We start from the raw sequence: 22,489 nt of genomic DNA, 5'->3' as shown, positions 1-22,489 counted from the left end.
CCGCCAGGTCATCTACGAACAAGGCAAAACGTCGAAAAACAGCTTAACCTCCACACATTCATCGAATGAAAATGCCCTGCATATAATGTGCGGGGCGTTTTTGTTTGGAAAATAGCAATGGGTATGAAAAAGCCAGGCTCTCTTTTGAAAAGGCTCGGCTTCCTCGTGGAAAAGCGGATATTTTTCTCTGTTGCTTTCTCAGAGGCTTGTTAGGGATGATCGAAGGCGTGTCCGCATATCGAGATAGGGGTGGCTTAATGGACTTGCTTTTTGCCAGTCGGACTGATCAAGCAGATCGAGCCTCCGCAGGGCTATCTGCTTGAGTGCCTGTTGCGCTGGCAATGATAATTTAGTGCTTAGCTCCTGAACCAGGTTCGCCTCAGAGAGGCGATATAGAAGTTCAAGGCCGAAAGGGCCGACATCGTTTGCGAAAGCGAAAAGCGTATAACGCAAGACTGCTTGGGCGCGCGCATCGGGCTGCAGGTTGAGGATCCATTCCTGATCACGCATGAAGATGGCGTCTGCCCAAGCTGGAGCCGCATCGTCCAGCGTGAGGCTAAACGGCCCGCTGTCAAAGCTGAGCCCTGATGTGCCCGGTCCAGGGCGCTCCAGACGCGCTAGGCGAAAGCCTCTCTGATGCAGGAATGTCGAAATGTCGCCGAAAAGTGGTTGATTCCGATAAAGTTCCAGAAATTCAACCTCGCATCTTATGCCAAGGACATGATTGTGGAGCACATTTTTTCCGCCACGTAGAACGCTGAGAGCAGCGCCCTGGACGTCTAGGCATAAAAAATCGGGATTGCGGCCAAGTTCGAGCGCGCTTTTATCGAGCGTTGTACAATCGACAAAAGCGTCTCTGGTTTTTGTAATATTGATGTTTTTGTAACGGTATGCGCCGTCAGGGTTGTATTCGAAAAATGAACTGAGATCGCCGGAAGAATATATGTGGAGCGGGGTCCTGCCTTCTACATCATTAAGAGCCTGGTTCAGGTTCACGAATGTGACACCGTCTTGCGGACCTTCTTCCAGCTTTACCATTTCCTCATGAGCCTCTGCCTCAGGCTCGAAGCTCACATAGGTAACCTGTATGGGGAAGTTTTCCCAGCTCCGGTGCACGCCATCTCGGCCACCGCCATGGAAGACTGTTACGCATTCATTCATCATTAACCGCCTCTGGTGATTTTTGTAACCTGATGCTTCTTATAGGCAAGCCTTGCTTGAGAGCGTGTCCTTCATAAATTTCTTAATCATTGTGTAGTAAGAGGTTATTTCGCTTCTCTATGATACGTGATCGAAGAAGGTATGAGGCGATACTAATCTGGATGTATAATAGGCTTATGGAAAAAAAGGCTTATTTGTCTTCTTTGGATGCGGGCGAAATTCATAGCGATCGATTTGGGCGGGCGAGCCCAACCGTAAAGTCGATGCGAATGACTGAGGCTGAGTTCAACAAAATATCGGGTCTATCGTGCCAGATAATATCCGGTTCAGCTCGTGAGTTGGAAGGCCTTCAAATTCCTGCCGGAGACAGTCTGGCGCTGATCGATGCTCTAAAAAAGACAAATAGAGTATCGATGACAAAGAAATTTGATGAGTTTGTCGAGCTTGAAAGTCTGGTACTCGATATGCTTCGAGACCGTGGTGCGTTAAATGGCGTGAAAGGTATTGAGTTTCCATTTAACTTACGTGTGACTCATCCATCACCACCGCCAGAATATCTCTCTTTACCTGATGCGACGCATTTGCTTCATTGCGATCCATGGGCCGCGTTCCAGGAGATACAGTCAACTTTTTCTTCTATATCGAGGTCGACAATTCCGCGAGTCAGATCGAATTTTTAGACATAAGCGAAGAAAATCTGGCGGCGTTTGAGAAGCATACGGGCACATATCGGGAAGCGGCTTCTCTGCTCGAGGGACTTAATCCTCTGAAGGTCGAGGCGGAACCGGGGCTGGGATATGTTTTCGATTCATATCATGTGCATCGGACGAGGTGTGGCGCTGACAGTATCAGGATAAGTATTGATTTTCGTGTGCGCCTTGAGGATCCGTACGCGGTTTTGGATGAAACCTGGTTCCTTTCTCGTGTTTATTGGCACCGGTATTGGTATCTCCCTGAGGGGACTGTAAAAAATTTTCGAGAAAGGTGCTTCTTGGAGTTGGAAAAATTAAATGCTCTCGGCCTCGACGAAGCGGTCAAGTTTCGTGAGAAAGCTATCGAGATAATGAAGTAGAGATAAGTAGTGATATTTCATGGAGGGATGATTTTTTATGGTGGGATATTTGGTGAAAATATTATCTAGGTTAGATAAGGTGTAGAAGTAAAAAATATTATGACTTTGTTTTATTATGACGTGAGGGTGTGTAATGGAAAGTGAATTTGACTTATTGAAGATTTACGCTGGGGCGGGGAACTCGCCGGATAGACCATTTAAAATTGCGATGCCAATTACTGCTTTTTCTCTTGGAGATGTGATTAGCGCAATTATCTTAGCTAATCGTATTGCGTCACATTTTAAGTTCTCGCACACGACTTTTCTTATGCGAGAAGATCGGCCTTACAAGCGCAGGTTTCTGGAGTTGTATCATCGGCCGCACAGCGTGGTTGTTGTGAAGCCCGACGAAATGATCCCTTTGAATATGTTCAACCCCCATTTGGCCGGTCGGAAGTATCCACACGATACAATTCATTGGCAGGATCTCATTGTACCTCCGCAGATTTCCTCATGTATGTATTTTTGGGCTTTCCCGACTGGGCGTCTTAGGTTCAAGGAAGAGCATCAGAAGATAGGCAGTGAGAGATTGAAATCTCTGGGTTTGGCGCCTGACAAATGGTTCGTTACCCTTCACTATCGAGAGCCTACATACAGATGGAAAAAAAGTTCTAATATCAGGGACGTTGACCCTGCCGTTTATAATAATGTTATTGATTGGGTTATTGACGAACTTGGTGGGCAGGTTGTGAGATTGGGGCACCCTGAAATGGGAGCTCTACCTGCGCGTCCTGGGTTTGTCGATTTATCTCGTTTTAATGATTCGGAAATGCTGCAAGCTTACGCTGTGAGCCGGTGCGCGTTCTATTTCGGGTCACCCTCTGGGCCTCTTGGTTTTGCCGATGCATTTCAGATACCGGCTTTTATAGGCGATTCTGCAGATTTTTTTGTTGGGTATGACAATCAAATCATACTCACTCATACGATGAAAAATTCTGAAGGTGTGCGTTTGCGAAATGCTGAGTTAATGCGCTCATCCGCCAATACGACTCTTGCCTGTGCCCGTGCGATTGAAAACGACGCCGTTTTTGAGAAATGCACTCCGTCGGAGCTGCGTGCGGGCCTTGATTTTATGATGGCGGAGTTTACGCCTGACGACGGGTGGCGAGAGACGCCCATTGAGGATGAGGCGAATACGAGAGCATTAATATGGCCTCCGCAGCTGGAATTTACACCAAGATTCTTCGACCCTGTAACGCAGATTGCGACGCGCGTTCGTTTGTTCGAGTGAAAATATAAACGGTTGAGAAAAATACACCTGTGACCTTAGCCCAGAGGCTCCTCTGTCTATTGGTTGAGCGAGTGCATCGAGAGAAGTCCCCCTGTCTCTGGTCAACCGGGCAGGGGGGCGAGTGGTAGCCGATTTGAGAAGCTTTTGACTGTGCCGGTTCGATTAACGGATGGCTTTATCCGATTGTAGGAAAGCTCTCTTCGCTTTAATCCTTATTTTCTTTCGGAGAATCGTTTTCAAAGCGGCGTAAACCGGTGTTTATCGGGGGGGCAACAACCACTTGCAATTCCATTTCCCCGTGCTATCCAAGCTGTCTAGGATAAATGGCACGTACGAAAAAAAATCAGCTAGGAGCCCAGTAGTGTACACAAATTATATGCTGAATATTTTCAGTAACTTTAAAAAGGCTGGTCTTCTAGACGATATTGGTAATTTCATAGATATCGGCGCGCAACAGATATGGCGTAACACTGATTATGAAATTGAAAATTTCATTTCTACATTTGGCGGATCCGCATCAAAAGAAGAAATTTCTGAGTGGTTCAAAAAGTTCGGCCCCTTCCCTCCGGCAAGATTTCTTTTTGATAAAATCAATATGCCGTATGACTGCCTTGATTCATCAGCTGAGACGAGATCCTCTGTTAAAGGGTTAAATTTTGATCTGAATTTTGATCAAGCTCCTGATCATATGAGAGAGGTTTTCGATTTTGTTTGTGATATCGGAACGCTTGAGCATGTCTTCAATCAGGAAAACTCATTTAATGTCTGCCATGACCTGACAAAACCCGGCGGCCAGATGTTGCACTATCTGCCGTCTATCGGTTTCTCCGACGCTGCATATTTCCACTGTCTTCCGCGATTGTATGCGGATATAGCAGAGCAGAATGAGTATGAAGAGGATGGAATGTGGTATCATTTCACCCATTCTGATGATCTGGTTGAATGGGATCCGGAGATCCTGAAACACGTTGACCTGACCGCGCTCTCGATGCACAGCATTGATATTGTCGCGCTCTGGCGCCGGACCTCGAAAAACAAATTCAAAAATCCGGTTCTGGATGAAAAGAGCTTCAAGCTGTCCGGATACAAGCGCCACATCATGAACATCCTTTGTGATGCCTTGAAATACGACATGATCAAAGGGATCAAATCTGTCGCTGATCTTGGTGAGCAGCCAGTTTCTACGAAGAAAGCATCTTCCCAGTTCAAGGAATTCATCAGCATGCTAGGGGGGCAGGCTCCGGACACGCCGGTCACCAATTCCGCATCGATGTATGAGGCTGCAGGTGTAAAGCACCGGTCTATTTCTCTTTCTGATATTGCAAGCGATCAGATTGCGAAAGGCGATGAGAAGTATGATTTTGTTACAAACCTTGGTGTTTCGGACAAAATTTTCAATTTTGGGCGTGTCTTCCAGCGCATGCATGAGATCACCGAAGTAGGTGGAACAATGATGCATGTCGTTCCATTTTTCGGGAACGATGACAATTCCTACTATTCGATTATGCCGACTCTGATGGAAGAAATGGCGATTGTGAATGGCTACCGGATACTTGGTGCCTGGCTCTACGTCGATGGTATGGACAGTGCCCTTTTCTGGGACGACAACCACTTCAGGTGGCTGGATCTTAAAATCAGCAATCTTGAGGGCAACGCCTATTACATCGTCCTGTTCAACAAACGGTACGACTCCGAATTCAACATTCCGTTCCAGTTCAAGTACCGTGGATTACGTTCCGAAGAAACATCTCAGCGGTATCACCTGAACCTTAATGGGGAAAATGTGGTCGACTGGCCTCTTCGCAAGGTGGATTCCAGGCGAGAGCTCGTCGGACGTGTGCTCGGTCAATATGCGCAAAGGCCTCTGACGAAGCCCCGGTCTTTGTATAGAAGCCGCTTCTTGTCCATGACTGGAGCCAAGAAGCAGACCAAGGATTTCCTGTGAGTCGAGAATCGCGCTTAATTCTTTTCGCAGAATGCGAACAGGTCGTAACTAGGCTGCGGTCCTATAAATCGATTGCGGGTATTTAAGTCCCCTTTCAAGCTTTCTTGAAAGGGGACTTAGTCATCTCGCTTCTGGCTATTGGATGCGCAATTCGCGCGACTTGACCCGTATTGTCAAGAGGATGCTGGGGCGCCCGGAGGAGGCGACCGCCGGGTGGTCAGCGTGGCTATTGCATATCCTGAATAGTGGTGGATCGTTGGGTGCATGCGCCTTACTTGATCTCTGATCAGCACAAGACCTTGTATAAGTTGTTTATGCATTGGTTGGCGAAGGGGGCTTGATCAGAGTTTTCGTGTTCTGGCAACAACGGCCACCTCTTCGCTCAGACGCGGACGGAAACAGGGGCATAAGTGCCTCGCTGGGGGGCGAACGAGCTAGACCCGTACCCATTCCCCGACCTGCCTGCCGGCAGGTTCGAGAGTGTTCTGTTTTCTTCGTTGCTGAGGAAGGAGCAGGCGTGGCTCGACGAGGTGAATAGAGATGCCGTTCAGGCACTCGGGCGTCAGAGTATCAGGATAAGGAAGCGGTGACCGGTCGACTGTGCGCCGGACACGAATTTCAGCGGCCGGCGCTGATTCGGCCAATCTAGAATGCCAAGGCAAGGAGGGGCCTGGTGATCATTTACGGTCCCCTTGCGCGCACCTCCCGGTTTTTCCCAGAAAGCTGTCCGGAATTTTTTGTGTTTCATGACGATGACTTCCGGGGGGGGGCAGGGGCCACCTCTGTTCACGATTCCTATTAAAAAAACTGCCTTTGAACCGAAAATTATGCCGAAAATCAGACGACGGTCCGGACCCTGTTCAGGAAGTCTCCGACCACCGAGCGTAGAGACTCAGCCTGAACCGACAGCTCGCTCGCGGCGCCATTGACCTCGTGCGCGGTGCGATTGGTCTCCTGCGCGGATGCGGTGACCGCGGTGATGTTTTCCGTCACTTCGGATGTTCCCGCCGAGGCCTGCTCGATATTGCCGGCAATTTCCCGCGTCGCGGCGGATTGTTCTTCCACAGCGGCGGAGACGGCTGCGTTCGCTTCGCTGATCGTGTTCACCTGGGTCGAGATGTCGCGAATACCCGTGATGGTGTGCTTGCTGGCTTCCTCGATGCTCCGGACGAAGCCGTTGATCTCTTCCGTCGCCCCGCTGGTCTGGTTGGCCAGTGCCTTGACCTCGCTCGCAACCACGGCAAAGCCCTTGCCGGCCTCGCCTGCCCGTGCCGCCTCGATGGTGGCGTTGAGGGCGAGGAGGTTGGTTTGCTCGGCGATCTCGCTGATGATCTTGAGAGCGCCGACGATATTGGCCGTGGCCTGCTCCAGGCTGTCGACGCGCTGGGTCACCTGACCGGTGAGCGCGGCGGCATCATTGGCGACGCTGGATGCGTGCGAGACCTGCTGACTGATTTCCGTGATCGAGGAGGACAGCTGCTCCGAGGCGGAGGCAACGGACTGAACATTGACCGAGGCCTCTTCGGCGGCAGCGGCGACGGAGGTTGCCCGCGCGCTGGTATCCTCGGCGATATTCTGCATGCTCTCCGAGGAAGACATCAGTTCTGTCGACGCCGAGGCGACGGTCTCGACGATGCTCTGGACCGTCGCCTCGAAAGCCGAGGTCGCGCCGGAAAATTCCTGCACGCGCGCATCGATCGAGGCGAGGGCGGTATTGACGGATCTGGACGCGGTCAGGAAGTCGCCCTGCATACCGGTCTCGATGATCTTGCGGTAATATTTGTTCTCGCCGACATGGGTCATGCAGGCCGTGGATTCCCGGATATAGGAATCGCAACGGTCAACAAGATCGTTCACCAGATGAAGAAGTTCCGCTGTTTCCGAGTTACCCGAGATCTGGGTGATCCGCTGGTCGAAATCACCTTTCACAAGCTTCTTCAGGATCGGGATGGCGGCTTTGACGTCCTTGGTGCTGGATGATCCGAACATCGACTAAACCCCCAATGCAAACATGAGCTCGTTAAATGACATGTTCTTCGACCGGAGAAGGTCGAGGACCTGTTTTTCGCCGGCGGCCAGGGCGTCTTTCGGGCTGCCCGCGGTGCGTTCGATTTCCAGAAGTTGTGCGTAGAGTGGCTGGATATGCTCGCGGATCACCTGGCTGTTCGGTGCCCGCCTGTTGCTGTGATAGCCGATGATCGACTTGTTCGCTCCCCAGCTCGGGGTGACATGGGCAAAAACCCAGTAATGGTCGCCGTTCTTCGCCCGGTTGTTCACATAGGCGAAGACTTCATCCCCGCCCTTGATGGTGTCCCACAGCAGCTTGAAAACCGTACGCGGCATCTCGGGGTGGCGGATGATGTTGTGCTGGGCGCCGATACATTCGGCGGGCGTATACCCGGCGAACTTGTAGAATGTCCGGTTGGCATACCGGATTTTCCCGGCGATATCCGTCTTGGTCACGATCAATTCGTCCGGAGGCAAGAGCCGCTCGACACCGGTTAGGGGCGCGTTTTTGTTATACATTTTCCACCTGTCATTACAGATACGAGCCGCGACCCCATCGTAGGATTAGCCACGATAACTCGGTGGTTCAAGCTATGAGGTAGTAGATGAGGACATAATGACTACGCATAACGGGAGATGCCTGAAATTGGAAGGCATATGATGCGTATGGATATTTGCAAGCTAGGATATGCTGTTGGGCGGCGATTTATCACGTCCAAAAGTTGTTTGAAATCCTAGCTTGAACATGTTGCCAAGATACCTTGGGAGAGCTCATATGATCCATCCTGATACATCATCAGGCTTTGCAAGGCCTGTGAGGTCAACCGCTAGATCATTATCTTGGCCGGCTATTTTTCTTTCGTATTCGTTAGCGCTCATCCCGTTCTGACCAGCAAGGTTCAACGTTGAGGATGCGATAATGACATCGCCTTCCGCAGCGTTAAAATCGACGATCTGGTCGGTTCCGTCGGTGACGAAGGTATCCGCACCGGCGCCACCATAATAGATGTCAATGCCGGAGCCTCCATAGAACAGATCGTTTCCGATATTGCCAAACAGGATATCGTTGCCCTGACCTCCATAGAGCATATCATCGCCCTGTCCTCCGTAGAGTGTATCGTTGTCTTGTCCTCCAAAGAGAGCATCGTTACCTCGATTTCCGTAGACGACATCTGCAGCCATGTTTCCGTAGGCGAAATCATTGTCCTGGCCGCCGAAAATAGTATCGGCGTCCTGGCCCCCGAACAGGTTGTCGATGCCTTGATTGCCGTAAATGATGTCGTTCCCTGTATTTCCGTACACGAAATCACCGTCGGCCCCTCCGCGGACAAGGTCGTTGCCCTCGTTACCAAACAGCCAGTCGACACCACCGGCGCTCCCGATGGTGTCGTCACCGCCGCCACCGGATAATGTGTCATCATCAGCGCCTAGAGAGATGAATTGGGTAGCGTTGTCGCCGATAACATAGTTGGACCCGCTTCCTCCTGTGATTGTTGCCGATCCTATAATTGATGCAAACTCGATATTGTCGAGTTGTATCAAAGGACTGCCTGTGCTGCTGTTATAAGCCGTCAAGTCGATGAAGAAGACTTCTTCGGTGCCGGCTCCGACATCACCGTTCCCGGAGAGGGAGATGGTGCCGCCCGACGCGCCGACAGATGTCGCTGTTGGCGTGAAAGTAACCACGTCCAGTGTCGTACCTGCGTTTCGGGAATTCGTGAAATTGTCGAGTGCCGCCTCGGTGCCTGCTTGCGCGATTGGGTCGACTATCAGGGTGGTGATCTTCGTCTTTGCAACTGTGTTCGCGAGCTCAGGATTGGAATTGGTAGCGTCATTTTGGGTTTGGACACTGACCCCGCTTGATGTGGAGACTGTTGAAGCTGTTGTCACCGCGGTCGCAGGGCCGGTTGGATCAGCAACCGGGATTGTCGTCTGAGTGGAGGGTTGAGGAACTGGTGTGGGAGTAGAAGGTGCGATTGGTGTTGTGTCCCCGCCGCTACTGCTGCTTCCGCCGCTACTGCTGCTTCCGCCGCCACTGCTGCTTCCACCGCCACTGCTGCTTCCGCCGCTACTGCTGCCTCCGGATGTAATAGTGAGGGTCGTATTGCCACCGCTGTAATTTGTACTGAAGGTTCCTGTCGAGGAGCTGACACCTGAAAGAGTGAGGGTTCCTGTGCCTGTATTTATCGTTGAGCTTGCCGCGGCGCCATTGAGACTGCTCAAATCTGCATTTGTAAATATGATTGAGTCGTTTGTGTCGAAGTCGGTAATGGTATCGCCGTTGAGTTGAGCGCGGGTTCCCTGCACGACGTCGTTGCCGGCGCCGAGTGCGATTGTGTCGTTTCCCGTAGCGCTTGAAATTGTGTCGTTCCCGGCGAGAGCTGAGATTGAAACGGCCGAATTAGAGGCGCTAATGAGATCGTCATCTGCGGTGAAGTGAACGGCACTGATGTTTTCGAAGGTTGTTCCGCCAATCTGGAACCCCGTCACAGACGGACTACTCAGGATCAGGATATTTTCCTGTCCGGCGGTCCCGGTGACTGTGTCGAGTGTAGAGAATTCATTGGCTTTGAGAGCAATGGTGTTTCCACCGGTACTGAATTCAAGCTTTTCGAAAGCCCTTGGGACCAGATGTTCCGGGGTGAAATCGAAGGACCCGGACGCCGTCAGCTTCAGCGTGTCCGTGCCTTCGCCGCCATGATATTTTCCGATGGTAGAAATTGAGATTACATCGTCGCCGGCATGCGCTGAAATTGTGTCGGCGCCGCCGAGACCGGAAATGACATCGTTGCCTGTGCTGCCAATGATACTGTCGGTGCCCGATGTCGCCGAGATGGCGCTGATATTGGACAGGTGCTTTGCCGACAGGTCGATGCTGCCGGTTGTGTCCATCGTTAGTGTGTTGGTTTGTCCGGCATTGCCAGAGAAAGATGTGAAGTTGTTTATCTGCGCTGCCGTAAGGGTGATCTGGTTCCCGCCGGTATTGAATTCGAGGATCTCTAGGTTTGACAGAGTACTTTCAGTGAGGTCGAGCGTTCCCGGTGCGCCGAGGCGCAGGGCATCTGTGCCGTCGCCGCCATCGTAGGTTCCGGAGGAAATCACGGAGATTGTATCGTTGCCTTCGAGGGCAGAAATTACGTCGTTTCCGCCGAGGCCGGAAATCAGATCAGACTCTGCTGTTCCGTTAAGTGTATCAGCGCCGCTTGCACCGGAAACGGCAGCGGGGTCAATCCGGATGGTCGTGCCGACGCCGTCGTAATGAGCTGAAAAAGTGCCGCTGCCAGTCGCACCGGAGACGCCAGTCAGAGTCAATGTTCCGCTGCCGGTGTTGATACTTTCAGAGGCTGTGCTGCCGTTCAAGCTGCTCAGGTCCGATCCGGTCACGACGATCCGGTCGCCGACACCGAAATCGGCTACCGTGTCACCAGCGAGATCGCTTGCGGTACCTTGGAGCATGTCCAACCCGTTTCCGAGTGTGACCGAGTCCGCCCCGCCGCCGCTATTCACTGTGTCGTCGCCCTCACCGAGGGCTAGGACGTCATTCCCGCCCAGTCCGGAAATAACGTCGCCGGCCGCGGAACCGGTGATCGTGTCGCTACCATCAGTTCCGGACACTGCGGTTACGTTAGTCAGGGTCTTGGCCGAGAGATCCACGCTCCCTGCAGCCTTCAGGATCAATGTATTGGAATGCCCTATGTTGCCGCTGAATGTTGTAAAGGAATTGATCTGGTTTGCCGTCATGGTGACGGCCGTGCCAGTGGTGTCGAATTTCAGAACTTCGAAATTGGCGAGTGTGCTAGTCGAAATATCTATCGAGGCGCTGGCATGTTCGAGGAACAGGGTATCCGTTCCATCCCCACCATCGGCATTTATGAAATTCGATCCCCCTTCCGAAGTTATGATGACGTCGTCGCCAGCCTTGGCATCAAGGAAAGCTATCTGGTCAACCCGCAGGGCCGTGATGGTGTCGCTGTCGGCGGATCCATTGAGGACATCAATATCGTTAACGTGGGTCTCACGGAAATCAGTGGATCCTGAACTTGAAAGCGTCACCGAATTCGTGCCACTGCCACCGATAACTTCATTTACCGAAAGCCACCCTGCGCCGGCGATCAGATCGATGTCATTGTCCTGAAAATCGTAGACCCTGATATGGTAAGGGATGCTCTCAAGCGTTGAAAAGTCGTATGTTCCGGAAGCCGCGAATTGGACCGTGTCCGTGCCGTCGATACCTAACAGTGTCGAACCGTTGACCACGTCTGGTGCCGTCAGAATGAAGATATCATCGCCGGATGTGGCGGTCGCGCCGCCATCGACATTGAGACCCGTTGTCGTGTTGAAGCCTGGGGTCGAGAGCGTAATGGTCGCCATATGTCTTGATCTCCGGGGTAGTTTGGAATTGGCAATCGAGAGGTGAGTTCCTCAGCTGCGTTCGGTTTGAGCGTTGGAGCCGATCTGTGCGGGGCGGGGGGAAGAAATTTTCCTTAATGAATTGATATTGTTATCAGAAAGAAAACGTCAGAGGATAATGTCGTAAATCTTTTAGTTTTGATTTTTTGAAGATGTCAGTTTTTGATTGTAATATCAACAATCTGGTTGCCATTAAATTATTAATCATTGGTTGTTGAGTTTTGGTGCGTATTGGAAATTTTCCGACTCGCAGTTTCATAAGTTGAGGAAGACGGGACTCTATAGTTTGGCATTGCGCGGCGCGGCGCCATAGGTGGTTCGAAAAGCACGGGTGAAGGCACTGGAATCCGCATAGCCGCAGCGCAAGGCTATTTCGGCAATGGAGAGATCGCCGTCACGGACCAGGCGCAACGCTTCCGCCATGCGGAGCTGCCGGTAGACGGTCCTTGGTGTGGCGCCGAAGGCGCGGCGGAACCGGCCTTCCAGATCCCGTTGACGGCATCCGGCGGCGCGGGCCAGCTCTGCGATAGAGAGGATGTTTTCCAGATTACCGCGCATCAGCGCCAGTGCGCGCTGAACCCGCCGGTCTCCAGGTGTCTTTCCCTCATGTAGTCTGTCCCCGTCTTCTCCCTGCATGAACAGTCCCGCGATCTCGATGGAGACTGCCGCACCATGCGTCGATGCGATCAGGTGCTGGACCAGTTCAAAGGCGGTCGTGGCGCCGCCGGCGCTCATCCGGTCCCGGTCGACGATCCAGCGTTCCCGGCGGGCCGTTACCTCGGGAAAGCGTTCGGAGAAGCGGTCGAACTCGTCGAAATGAATGGTCGCGCTGTAGCCGTTCAGCAGGCCCGCCTCCGCCAGCAGCCAGCTTCCGGCATCGAGCCCGGCCAGCGTCTCGAACCGGCGCGCGGCCGCCCGGAGTGCGTCGAGGCAGGCGGGTGTGCCGTAGGTCCGGTAAGCATAGCTCGGCAGGATGAACAATGCGTCCCCGCCCGGCACGTCCGACAGCTTGCCGTCGGGCATCAGCTGCATGCCGCTGGATGAGGTGACCGGCTCGCCATCCAGGCTGAGCAGCCGCCAGCGATAGGCCGTGCGGCCGAGGGCGTCGTTCGCGGCCCGCATCGGCTCGACGGTGTTGGCGAGGCAGTAATTGGAAAAACGGTTGAACAGCAGGACCGCGATTTCCTGGGTGCCGTCGCTCTGATTGATCCAAATCGGCATGATAAAGAGCTAAAGCGGCATGATGGTCTCTGTCAACGCATCCTAGGCTGGCGCCGATTGTAAAGACTGCTTTTGGGAGATCGCGATGCCGCTCGACATGAACCGTGAGGTTTTCATCACCTGTGCCGTAACAGGTTCCGGAGGCACGCAGGACCGCAGCCCGCATGTGCCGCGCAGCCCGCAGCAGATCGCCGAGAGCGCGATCGCGGCGGCAAAGGCGGGCGCGGCCGTGGTGCATTGCCATGTACGTGATCCCGAAACCGGCGCACCGGCCCGCGACCTGAAGCTCTATCGGGAAGTTACCGATCGTATTCGCGATGCCGAGGTGGATGTTGTCCTTAACCTGACCTCTGGCATGGGCGGCGATCTGGTGTTCGGCAGCCCGTCCCAGCCGCTGCCGCTGGTCGAGGGCACGGACATGATCGGTGCCGAGGAGCGGGTTGCCCACATCGCCGAGTGTTTGCCGGAGCTTTGCACGCTCGATTGCGGCACGATGAACTTCGCCGAAAAAGACTACGTCATGACCAACACCCCGGGCATGCTCGAGGCGATGGGCTCGATGATGACGAAGCTCGGTGTGAAGCCGGAAATCGAGGCATTCGACACGGGACACCTCTGGCTCGCCAAGAAGCTGGTCGATGACGGTGTGCTGGAAAGCCCGGCCCTTGTGCAACTCTGTATGGGTGTGCCTTGGGGAGCGCCGGACGACCTGAACACACTGATGGCCATGGTCAACAATGTGCCGGCGGACTGGAACTGGTCGGCCTTTGCTCTCGGACGGCACCAGATGCCCTATGTCGCGGCCTCGGTGCTGGCTGGCGGTAATGTCCGGGTCGGGCTTGAAGACAATCTCTGGCTCGCCAAGGGACAGCTCGCGACCAACGCGCAGCTTGTCGAGAAGGCGGTCACCATCATTGAAAATCTCGGCGCGACAGTGATCGGGCCGGACGCCGTTCGCAAGAAACTCGGCCTTGTGAAGCGGGCACCGAAATGAGCGCAACAGTCAAAACAGCCGCGATTATCGGCGGCGGCGTCATTGGTGGCGCCTGGGCGGCCCGCTTCCTGCTGAACGGCTGGGACGTCCGGCTGTTCGATCCGGACGCGGAAGCCGAACGGAAGATGGCGGAGGTGCTGGACAACGCCCGACATGCCCTGCCGATGCTGTATGAGACGGCGCTTCCGGCGGAAGGTACGCTAAGCCATGTCGCGACCATCGCCGAGGCGGTGACGGGTGTCGACTGGATCCAGGAAAGCGTGCCGGAACGGCTTGACCTGAAGCACAAGGTTTTCGCCGAGATCGAGGCGGCTGCCGCGGCCGATACGCCGGTTGGTTCCTCTACTTCCGGCTTCAAGCCTTCCGAACTTAAAGAGGGGGCAAAACATCCGGGCCGGATCTTCGTCGCCCATCCCTTCAATCCTGTCTATCTACTGCCATTGATCGAGGTGGTGCCGGGTGACAGCGCCGATATGGCGGTGATCGAGAAGGCGGAAGGGCTGCTGCGTTCGGTCGGTTGCTACCCGCTGCGGGTCCGGGCCGAGATCGATGCGCATATCGCCGACCGGTTCCTGGAAGCCGTTTGGCGCGAGGCGCTCTGGCTGGTGAAGGACGGGGTTGCGACCACCGAAGAGATCGACAATGCGATCCGCTATGGCTTCGGCCTGCGCTGGGCGCAGATGGGGCTGTTCGAGACCTACCGCATCGCCGGCGGGGAAGCGGGCATGGCCCATTTCATCGCCCAGTTCGGCCCGTGCCTGCAATGGCCCTGGACCAAGCTGATGGACGTGCCGGAGCTGACCGACGATCTGATCAAGCAGATTGCCGACCAGTCAGACGCCCAGTCCGGGGCACTGTCGATCCGTGAGCTGGAAAGGCTGCGAGACAACAACCTTGTCGCTATGATGCGGGCCCTGAAGGGCCAGGGCGCTGCTGTCGGCAAGCTGATTGCCGAGCATGAAGGCACGCTGGCCAAACCGGCGGCTGAAGGTGCGTTTGTGCGTTCCGTGGACCGGATCGTGCCGGTCGACTGGACCGACTATAACGGCCACATGAACGAAAGCCGCTATGGCCAGGTCTTCTCGGACGCGGCCGACGCGATGATGAAGCTGGTCGGCGCCGATGCCGCATATATCGACAGTGGCAAAAGCTATTTCACGGTCGACAGCCGCATCCGCTATCTGAACGAAACCCTCGCCGGTCAACGCATCCATGTCGACAGTCAGGTGCTTGAAGGCAAGGGCAAGAAGTACCGCGTCTTTCACCGGATGAAGAACGAGGCTGGCGAGGAGCTGGCGACGGGCGAGCAGCTCATGATCCATGTGGATCTGACCACCCGCAGTTCTTCCGTGCCGGATGCGTCCGTTCTGGAAAAACTGGAAGCCCTCGCGGCGGCCCACGCCAAACTGCCGCAACCGGACCCTTCGGAGGTGCTCTGATGCATTTCGGGCTGACAGAAGAGCAGGAGATGATCGTCTCCACGGTGCGGGATTTCGTTGAGAACGAGATCTACCCGCATGAGGCAGAGGTCGAGCGCACCGGCGAGGTCCGTCCCGAGCTGGCCGAGGCGATCAAGCAGAAGACCCTCGATCTCGGCTTCTACGCCTCGAACTTTCCCGAGAGCGTCGGCGGCGGCGGGTTGAGCCATCTCGAATTTGCTCTGGTCGAGCGTGAGCTTGGCCGCGGCTCCATGGCGCTGACCCATTTCTTCGGGCGGCCGCAGAATATCCTGATGGCCTGCAAGGGCGACCAGATCGAGCGTTACCTGACCCCGGCAGTCAGGGGCGAGCGGATGGACGCACTGGCCATGACGGAGCCGGGGGCTGGCTCGGACGTGCGCGGTATGACCTGTTCGGCGAAGCGGGACGGCGGCGACTGGGTGCTGAACGGCAGCAAGCATTTCATCTCCGGCGCCGACCATGCGGATTTCATCATCGTCTTCGTGGCGACCGGCGAGGACGACACTCCGCGCGGCCCGAAAAAGCGGATCACCACTTTCCTGGTGGACCGGGGCACGCCGGGCTTCACCATCCGCGACGGCTACAAGTCCGTCAGCCATCGCGGCTACAAGAACATGATCCTCGAATTCGACGATTGCCGTCTGCCGGACTCCCAGGTGCTGGGTGAGGTCGATGGCGGGTTCGAGGTGATGAACGAATGGCTCTACGCCACCCGCATCACGGTCGCCACCATGGCCGTCGGCAGGGCCCGGCGCTGCTTCGACATGGGGCTGGCCTATGCCGCCGAGCGCAAGCAGTTCGGCCAGGCCATCGGCAAGTTCCAGGGCATCAGCTTCCAGCTTGCCGACATGATCACGGAGATCGACGCAGCCGACTGGCTGACCCTGGCCTCCGCCTGGCGGCTCGATCAGGGTCTGCCGGCCAACCGGGAGATTGCCAGCGCCAAGGTCTACGCCTCCGAGATGCTGGCCCGAGTGACGGATGCCACCCTGCAGATCTATGGCGGCATGGGGCTGATGGACGATTTCCCGATCGAGCGGTTCTGGCGGGATGCCAGGGTCGAACGGATCTGGGACGGCACCTCGGAAATCCAGCGTCACATCATCAGCCGGGAACTTCTCCGGCCGCTGGGCGCCTGACGCGGCATGTCATCGGCTCTTGAACGGCTGCTTCGGCCCCGGTCCATCGCGGTGATCGGGGGAGGCGCCTGGTGCGCGAATGTCGTCGCCGAATGCCGCAAGATCGGCTTCGAGGGTGCGCTCTGGCCGATCCATCCGAAACGGCAAGAAATCGCGGGCATTCCGACTTACGCCTCGATTGCCGATCTGCCCGACGCACCGGATGCAACCTTCATCGGCATCAACCGCCATGCCACCGTGGATGCGGTGGCCGAATTGTCGGAAATGGGCGCGGGCGGTGCCGTCTGTTTCGCCAGCGGTTTTCGCGAGGCGGACAGGGAAACCGGTGACGGTGCGGCCCTGCAGGAGCGTCTGCTGGAGGTTGCGGGCGACATGGTCCTGCTCGGCCCGAACTGCTACGGGCTGATCAATTATCTCGACGGCGCGGCCCTCTGGCCGGACCTGCATGGCGGGAGCCCGGTTGAGAGCGGGGTGGCAATCGTCGCCCAGTCGTCCAACATCGCGATCAATCTGACCATGCAGCGGCGCGGCTTGCCGCTGGCCTATGTCGTGACCGTAGGCAATCAGGCGCAGACCGGTTTCGCCGAAGTCGGTATGTGCCTGCTGGATGACCCCCGGGTGACGGCGCTTGGTCTTTATATCGAGGGTGTGGGCGATCTTCGGGCTTTCGAAGCGCTGTCGGAGAAAGCGCGCACACTCGGCAAGCCTATCGTGGCGCTGAAGGTCGGCCGGTCCGAGGAAGCGCGCACAGGAACCGTGTCTCATACGGCTTCCCTCGCGGGCAGTGATGCGGGCGCGTCGGCTCTGCTTGAGCGGCTCGGCATTGCAGAGATCCGAAGTCTTCCGGCCTTGCTGGAGACCCTGAAGCTGCTGCATGTGACGGGCCCTCTGCCGTCGAACCGGATCGCCTCCATGTCCTGCTCCGGCGGTGAGGCGAGCCTGATGGCCGACACCGGTCTGTCGCGTGGCGTGCTCTATCCGCCGTTGGAGGACGCGCAGCGGGCGGATCTTGCCGCGAGCCTCGGGCCTAAAGTGACGCTCGCCAATCCGCTCGATTACCACACCTATATCTGGGGCGACGAAGCCGCCATCGAACGGACTTTTACCGCCATGATGCAGGGCGACAGCCTTGCGCTCGGGATCGTGGTGCTCGATTTTCCGAAGGTGGAACTCGGCGGCGCGGCCGAATGGGATCAGGTGATCCGCGCCGTCCACAAGACGATGGCGAACAGCGGAAAGCCGATGGCGATCCTCGCCTCTCTGCCGGAGAACCTTCCCGAAAGGGTCGCGGAGACACTGTTTGACCTGGGTATCGTGCCCTTCACCGGCATGGATGAGGCTTTGGCCGCGATTGCCGCCGCGGCCTGGCTCGGCGCGGATCGCGTGCCTGCTGAGCCGCTGCTTCTGCCCGGGGTGCCGGGGGCTTTGCGCACGCATGCGGAGCGGGAGGCGAAAGACGCTCTGGCCCGTCATGGTCTTGCCGTGCCGAAGAGTATCGAAGCATCGGATGCGGAAAGTGCTGCAACCGATGCTGGCGAGATTGGTTTTCCCCTGGTGCTGAAAGGCCTCGGGATCGCGCACAAGACCGAGGCGGGCGCTGTCCGCGTTGGACTCGCAAGCGCGGAAGAGGTGCGGGCGGCCGCCGACGCCATGCCGACAGAGAGCTTTCTGGTCGAGCAGATGGTCTTGGGAGCGGTTGCTGAATTGCTGGTCGGCGTGACGCTGGATCCGGCGCATGGTTATGTGCTGACGCTTGCCGCCGGCGGCGTGCAGACGGAAATTTTGAAAGACAGTGCGGCATTGCTGCTGCCTGCGTCGGACACGGAGATAGAGACGGCGCTGGACAGGCTCCGGATCGCGCCGTTGCTGAATGGTTATCGCGGGGCGCCACCCGCCGACAGGGCGGCGATTATCGCTGCCGTGCGGGCCGTGCAGGATTTCGTGGCCGCCCAGGGCGGGCAGGTCAGCGAAGTGGAAATCAACCCGCTGCTCTGTTTGCCCGAAGGGGCAGTTGCAGTGGATGCCCTGATCAGGATGGGAGACGACAATGAGTGAAGGCCCGATCAAGACCCGGCGCGATGGCCATGTGCTTGAAGTCACACTGGACCGGCCGAAGGCGAACGCTATCGACCTCGCGACCAGCCGGATCATGGGAGACACTTTCGCCGCCTTTCGTGACGATCCGGAACTGCGCGTCTGCATCGTCACCGGCGGCGGCGAGAAGTTTTTCTGCCCCGGCTGGGATCTGAAAGCAGCGGCGGCAGGCGATGAAGTCGATGGCGATTACGGTGTTGGCGGTTTTGGCGGTTTGCAGGAACTCCGTGGTCTGAACAAGCCGGTGATCGCGGCGGTGAATGGCATCTGTTGCGGCGGCGGGCTGGAACTTGCGCTCTCCGCCGACATCATCCTCGCCGCCGATCATGCGAGTTTCGCGCTGCCTGAAATCCGCTCGGGCACCGTGGCCGACGCGGCGACGGTGAAGCTGCCGAAGCGCATTCCCTATCACATCGCCATGGAGATGCTGTTCACCGGGCGCTGGATCGAGGTCGAGGAGGCCGCGCGCTGGGGGCTGGTGAACCATGTCTATCCCGGAGCGTCCCTGATGGACGAGGCGCGGAAGCTGGCACAACACCTTGCCGGAGGGCCGCCGCTGGTCTTCGCCGCCATCAAGGAGATTGTCCGCGAGGCCGAGGACATGACGTTCCAGGACGCCATGAACCGGATCACCAAGCGGCAGTTCGAGACGGTCGACAAGCTCTATTCGTCGGAAGATAACCGGGAAGGCTACACCGCCTTCGCCGAGGGACGTGATCCGGCCTGGAAGGGCCGCTGACCGGTGGCGGTAGAGAGGCTGAATTTGCGTTTTTGCCATGCATCCCGGTCCGCTAGCCCTTGCCATTGAGTGGGAGCGGAGAGCACAAGTATATACTTGTGCATCTTTTACAAGTCGGGCTGATTTTAGTATGAAAATTGAAGAATATGAAAAAATTGAATTTATTCGAAAGATAAAAATTGAAGACAAGGTGCTGAAATTTTCGGTGCCAAACCAAATGGCTGACTACCGGGCCCAGACCTTGTTAAGCAAAGAGCCGGAAACAATTTCCTGGCTGAATGAGATGGGGCCGGAAAGTGTGCTCTATGACATTGGTGCGAATGTGGGAGTTTATTCGCTATACGCAGCATTTCTGCGATCTGTCTCTGTGTTTTCTTTTGAGCCGGAATCAGCGAACGGGGCATTGCTGAACCGGAATATCCGTTTGAACAGACTTCACGACAAAATTTCAGCTCTTCCATTCGCATTGAGCGACAGATTGAGTTTGTCCGAACTTGCGCTCGGGATGCAGATGGCGGGGGGATCCCAGCATGTTCTCGACCATGTGGTGTCGCAGCCGGGAGCTGATTTCGGCAAGCAGACGACCGTATCCTGTCCGCTGGACTGGCTGGTGGAAATTCTCTCTCTTCCTTATCCGACCGACATCAAGATTGATGTGGATGGAGCTGAGAAACTGGTTGTTGGCGGCGCGAAAGAAACGCTTCTTCATCCGTCATTGCGAAGTGTTTTGATCGAGATCGATACGCGTATTGCCGGATATGACGGGATTCTCCAGAGTTTCAAGAATGCTGGATTTGATTACGACAAGGACCAAGTTGAGCGGTCAATGCGGAAAGATGGTCCTTTTGCCGGATGCGCGAATTTTATTTTTCGCCGTCAGTAGATCCTAGCTTTGAGTATAGACATTCACGACGATCGAGCGCCGCACATAATCGGGATCGTCGAGGGGAAGAACACCGTGGAATGAGCTATCGGTTCTTGGGAAAAGGACTGCTGTATTGGGGCGATATGGCGCTGCGTCAACCTCGACGAATTGATCAAAATCGAAATGTGAGTCGCCAGTGTCGGTGAAGCCGGCCTCTCTCGGCTCGTAGAACCGCGTCCCGAAATGACTATGGTCAGTATCGACAGGAGCATAGATCAGTAACGTATACAGCTTGTAGCTAACATCCGTATGCGGTCCCAGAGTATATCCGTTCAGATCTTCACACAGCCTTACGTCGACAGTCAGCTGGGATGCCTGCTTCAGTTTAGGTAGTAAGATTTCCGGAAATTTCTTGACGATGGTTTGGGTCATTTCTTTCGAGTTCAGAATTGTGCAAACCATCGACCAGACTTCAGATTCTTGTCTCTCGAACGCTGCAACTTGTTCGCCTGAAAGACGTAAAAGCCGCCGGTCCGGATAGATTTCCTTGGCAAGTTTCAGGGATTCAACATCTTGAAATGAAGGCCATTTTCCTATGAGGGACGCGTAAGTGTCTTCGTCGAAGAAATTTTCTATGATGGAAAATATCGTCGGTTTTTGACGGGTTGCACTTTCTCTCAGATGACTGAAAACGTGCGCGGATGGATCACTATTGGCGACGCTGTCGTTGACGGACATTCTTCCTCACAGTTTGGGCACGACACATTTCAAGCGATATTATCGCATCATGCCTCTGAAGTTACCCTATTGGTAAAAGTCTTAGGATCGTTTCCGGGGGGCAAGTTCAGAAGGACGCGGCTTTATTCGTCCCGCAGCCGGCTCTCGGCGATCTGGCCTGTGGATTCCAGGATCGGATAGGCGACCGAGGTGATGTGGCTGTTGATCCGCTTCAGGTCGCGCAGCACGTCGAGATGCAGGGAGGAGCTGTTCAGCGACTCTGTCTTGCCGTCCCGGATGCGATTGTAGTGCGCTTCGGAATATTTTTGTTCCAGCTCCCGGATATGCACCTTCTGCTCCATCAGGCGCCGGGCCAGCCGTGCATCTCCGGTCATGAAGATGCTGAGCGCGAGCTTGAGGTTCGCCAGCACGTCGCTGTGCAGGGCTTCCAGCTCCTCCAGCCCGTCCTTGGAGAAGACGCTGCCATCCTTCAGTTTCTTGGCCGCCAGCTCCAGCAGGTTCTTGTCGATGATGTCGCCGATATGCTCGAGATTGGTGGTGAAGGTCAGGATCTCGACCACGCGCCGGCTTTCGGCCGGGTCCAGTTCCTGGCGGGACAGCTTGGTGAGGTAGATTTTCACGGCTTCGTGCAGGGAATCGACCACGTCGTCCTCGCGTTCGATCTCCTTGATCTGGTCGAGGGTGCCGTTGCGCAGCACGTCCATGGTCCGGGACAGCATGTATTCGACCGTGTCGCCCATCCGCAGGGTTTCCCGGGCGGCGGCGGACAGCGCCACTGACGGCGTGTCCAGGCTGTCCTCTTCCAGATGCTTCGGTGCAAGGACATCGTCCGGCCCGGCCCGGTCCGGCAGGATGCGGATGACGAGACGCGCGACCCAGTCGACGAGGGGCAGGAAGATGACGGCTACAACCAGATTGAAGCCGGTATGGACGTTGGCAATCAGATGCGCTGAATCGACGGAATAGTCCGAAATATACGGCACCACCCAGGGGATGAACGAGAACAGGGCGATAACCCCTGCCGTGCGCATCAGGAGATTGCCGACAGGCACGCGCCGGGCGGCCGGATCCGAGCCCCAGTTCATCGCCACGGGGGTGATGGCGCTGCCGATATTCGCTCCAAGCACCATCGCGATGGCCAGATGTATCTCCATCACGCCAAGCGAGACCAGCGTCATGATCAGGACGACCACGGTCAGGCTCGAATGGGCGATCCAGGTCAGCAGGGCCGCGAACAGGATAGCCAGCAGCGGCTCGCTCTGGAGCGGGGCCAGAAGGAGCGAGATGGTCGGCCCTTCCCGCAGCGGGACGGATGCCAGCATGACCATCTTGATGGCCAGCAGCATCAGGCCGAGGCCGATGAAGAACCGGGCA

General features: G+C 55.9%; 16 protein-coding genes. 9 read left to right on the top strand and 7 right to left on the bottom strand.

What is annotated here, in order from left to right; genetic code table 11:
- Positions 1–198: 198 nt before the first annotated feature.
- Positions 199–1,164: an FkbM family methyltransferase gene (locus AAC126_RS15580; protein ID WP_339854909.1), complete on the bottom strand. Its 966-nt coding sequence runs from the start codon at positions 1,162–1,164 to the stop codon at positions 199–201.
- Between the two features lie 173 nt (positions 1,165–1,337).
- Here AAC126_RS15580 and AAC126_RS15575 point away from each other — a divergent pair, with 173 nt between their 5' ends.
- From AAC126_RS15575 to AAC126_RS15565, 3 genes are all read left to right on the top strand, one after another.
- Positions 1,338–1,841 (top strand): hypothetical protein, encoded by a 504-nt coding sequence (locus AAC126_RS15575; protein ID WP_339854907.1) that lies wholly within the window; start codon positions 1,338–1,340, stop codon positions 1,839–1,841.
- A 525-nt stretch (positions 1,842–2,366) separates the two neighbouring features.
- Positions 2,367–3,503 carry a TIGR04372 family glycosyltransferase gene (locus AAC126_RS15570; RefSeq protein ID WP_339854905.1) on the top strand — a complete coding sequence of 379 codons (1,137 nt, stop codon included), beginning with the start codon at positions 2,367–2,369 and terminating at the stop codon, positions 3,501–3,503.
- Positions 3,504–3,864: 361 nt separating this feature from the next.
- Positions 3,865–5,448 carry a hypothetical protein gene (locus AAC126_RS15565; protein ID WP_339854903.1) on the top strand — a complete coding sequence of 528 codons (1,584 nt, stop codon included), beginning with the start codon at positions 3,865–3,867 and terminating at the stop codon, positions 5,446–5,448.
- An 837-nt stretch (positions 5,449–6,285) separates the two neighbouring features.
- On the opposite strand, the gene AAC126_RS15560 is transcribed toward AAC126_RS15565, so the two are convergent.
- The 4 genes from AAC126_RS15560 to AAC126_RS15545 form a co-directional block, all read right to left on the bottom strand.
- Positions 6,286–7,437 carry a methyl-accepting chemotaxis protein gene (locus AAC126_RS15560; RefSeq protein WP_339854900.1) on the bottom strand — a complete coding sequence of 384 codons (1,152 nt, stop codon included), beginning with the start codon at positions 7,435–7,437 and terminating at the stop codon, positions 6,286–6,288.
- Positions 7,438–7,440: 3 nt separating this feature from the next.
- Complete coding sequence (locus AAC126_RS15555; RefSeq protein ID WP_339854898.1) at positions 7,441–7,974, bottom strand: PAS domain-containing protein; 534 nt, start codon at positions 7,972–7,974, stop codon at positions 7,441–7,443.
- Positions 7,975–8,226: 252 nt separating this feature from the next.
- Complete coding sequence (locus AAC126_RS15550; RefSeq protein WP_339854895.1) at positions 8,227–11,826, bottom strand: hypothetical protein; 3,600 nt, start codon at positions 11,824–11,826, stop codon at positions 8,227–8,229.
- A gap of 318 nt (positions 11,827–12,144) precedes the next feature.
- Complete coding sequence (locus tag AAC126_RS15545) at positions 12,145–13,086, bottom strand: helix-turn-helix domain-containing protein (RefSeq protein WP_339854893.1); 942 nt, start codon at positions 13,084–13,086, stop codon at positions 12,145–12,147.
- Positions 13,087–13,171: 85 nt separating this feature from the next.
- On the opposite strand from AAC126_RS15545, the gene AAC126_RS15540 reads away from it, so the two are divergent.
- The 6 genes from AAC126_RS15540 to AAC126_RS15515 all read left to right on the top strand — a co-directional run bounded on the left by AAC126_RS15540 (position 13,172) and on the right by AAC126_RS15515 (position 20,395).
- A complete protein-coding gene (locus AAC126_RS15540; protein ID WP_339854892.1) occupies positions 13,172–14,080 on the top strand; it encodes a 3-keto-5-aminohexanoate cleavage protein in 909 nt (302 codons plus the stop codon).
- Positions 14,077–15,519, top strand: a complete 1,443-nt coding sequence (locus AAC126_RS15535; protein WP_339854890.1) for a carnitine 3-dehydrogenase — start codon at positions 14,077–14,079, stop codon at positions 15,517–15,519. Before AAC126_RS15540 ends, AAC126_RS15535 begins: the two co-directional genes overlap by 4 nt.
- Entirely contained in the window at positions 15,519–16,679 is a 1,161-nt protein-coding gene (locus AAC126_RS15530) for an acyl-CoA dehydrogenase family protein (RefSeq protein WP_339854888.1), read from the top strand. Before AAC126_RS15535 ends, AAC126_RS15530 begins: the two co-directional genes overlap by 1 nt.
- A gap of 6 nt (positions 16,680–16,685) precedes the next feature.
- Positions 16,686–18,734: an acetate--CoA ligase family protein gene (locus AAC126_RS15525; protein WP_339854886.1), complete on the top strand. Its 2,049-nt coding sequence runs from the start codon at positions 16,686–16,688 to the stop codon at positions 18,732–18,734.
- Positions 18,727–19,512 (top strand): carnitinyl-CoA dehydratase, encoded by a 786-nt coding sequence (locus AAC126_RS15520; RefSeq protein ID WP_339854885.1) that lies wholly within the window; start codon positions 18,727–18,729, stop codon positions 19,510–19,512. Before AAC126_RS15525 ends, AAC126_RS15520 begins: the two co-directional genes overlap by 8 nt.
- A gap of 130 nt (positions 19,513–19,642) precedes the next feature.
- The gene (locus tag AAC126_RS15515) at positions 19,643–20,395 is read left to right on the top strand and encodes an FkbM family methyltransferase (RefSeq protein ID WP_339854883.1); all 753 of its coding nucleotides are present in this window, start codon (positions 19,643–19,645) and stop codon (positions 20,393–20,395) included.
- Between the two features lie 3 nt (positions 20,396–20,398).
- Here AAC126_RS15515 and AAC126_RS15510 read toward each other — a convergent pair whose 3' ends face one another.
- Positions 20,399–21,115 (bottom strand): hypothetical protein, encoded by a 717-nt coding sequence (locus AAC126_RS15510; protein ID WP_339854881.1) that lies wholly within the window; start codon positions 21,113–21,115, stop codon positions 20,399–20,401.
- A gap of 122 nt (positions 21,116–21,237) precedes the next feature.
- Positions 21,238–22,489, bottom strand: a 1,252-nt coding sequence (locus AAC126_RS15505; RefSeq protein WP_339854880.1) for a Na/Pi cotransporter family protein, incomplete at its 5' end; no start/stop codon positions are given.

Origin of the sequence: uncultured Nisaea sp., from assembly GCF_963974195.1 — a bacterium.
GTDB lineage: Bacteria > Pseudomonadota > Alphaproteobacteria > Thalassobaculales > Thalassobaculaceae > Nisaea.
The sequence above is the reverse complement of the archived record's forward strand: the minus strand, read 5'-3'. Positions and strand labels throughout refer to the sequence as shown.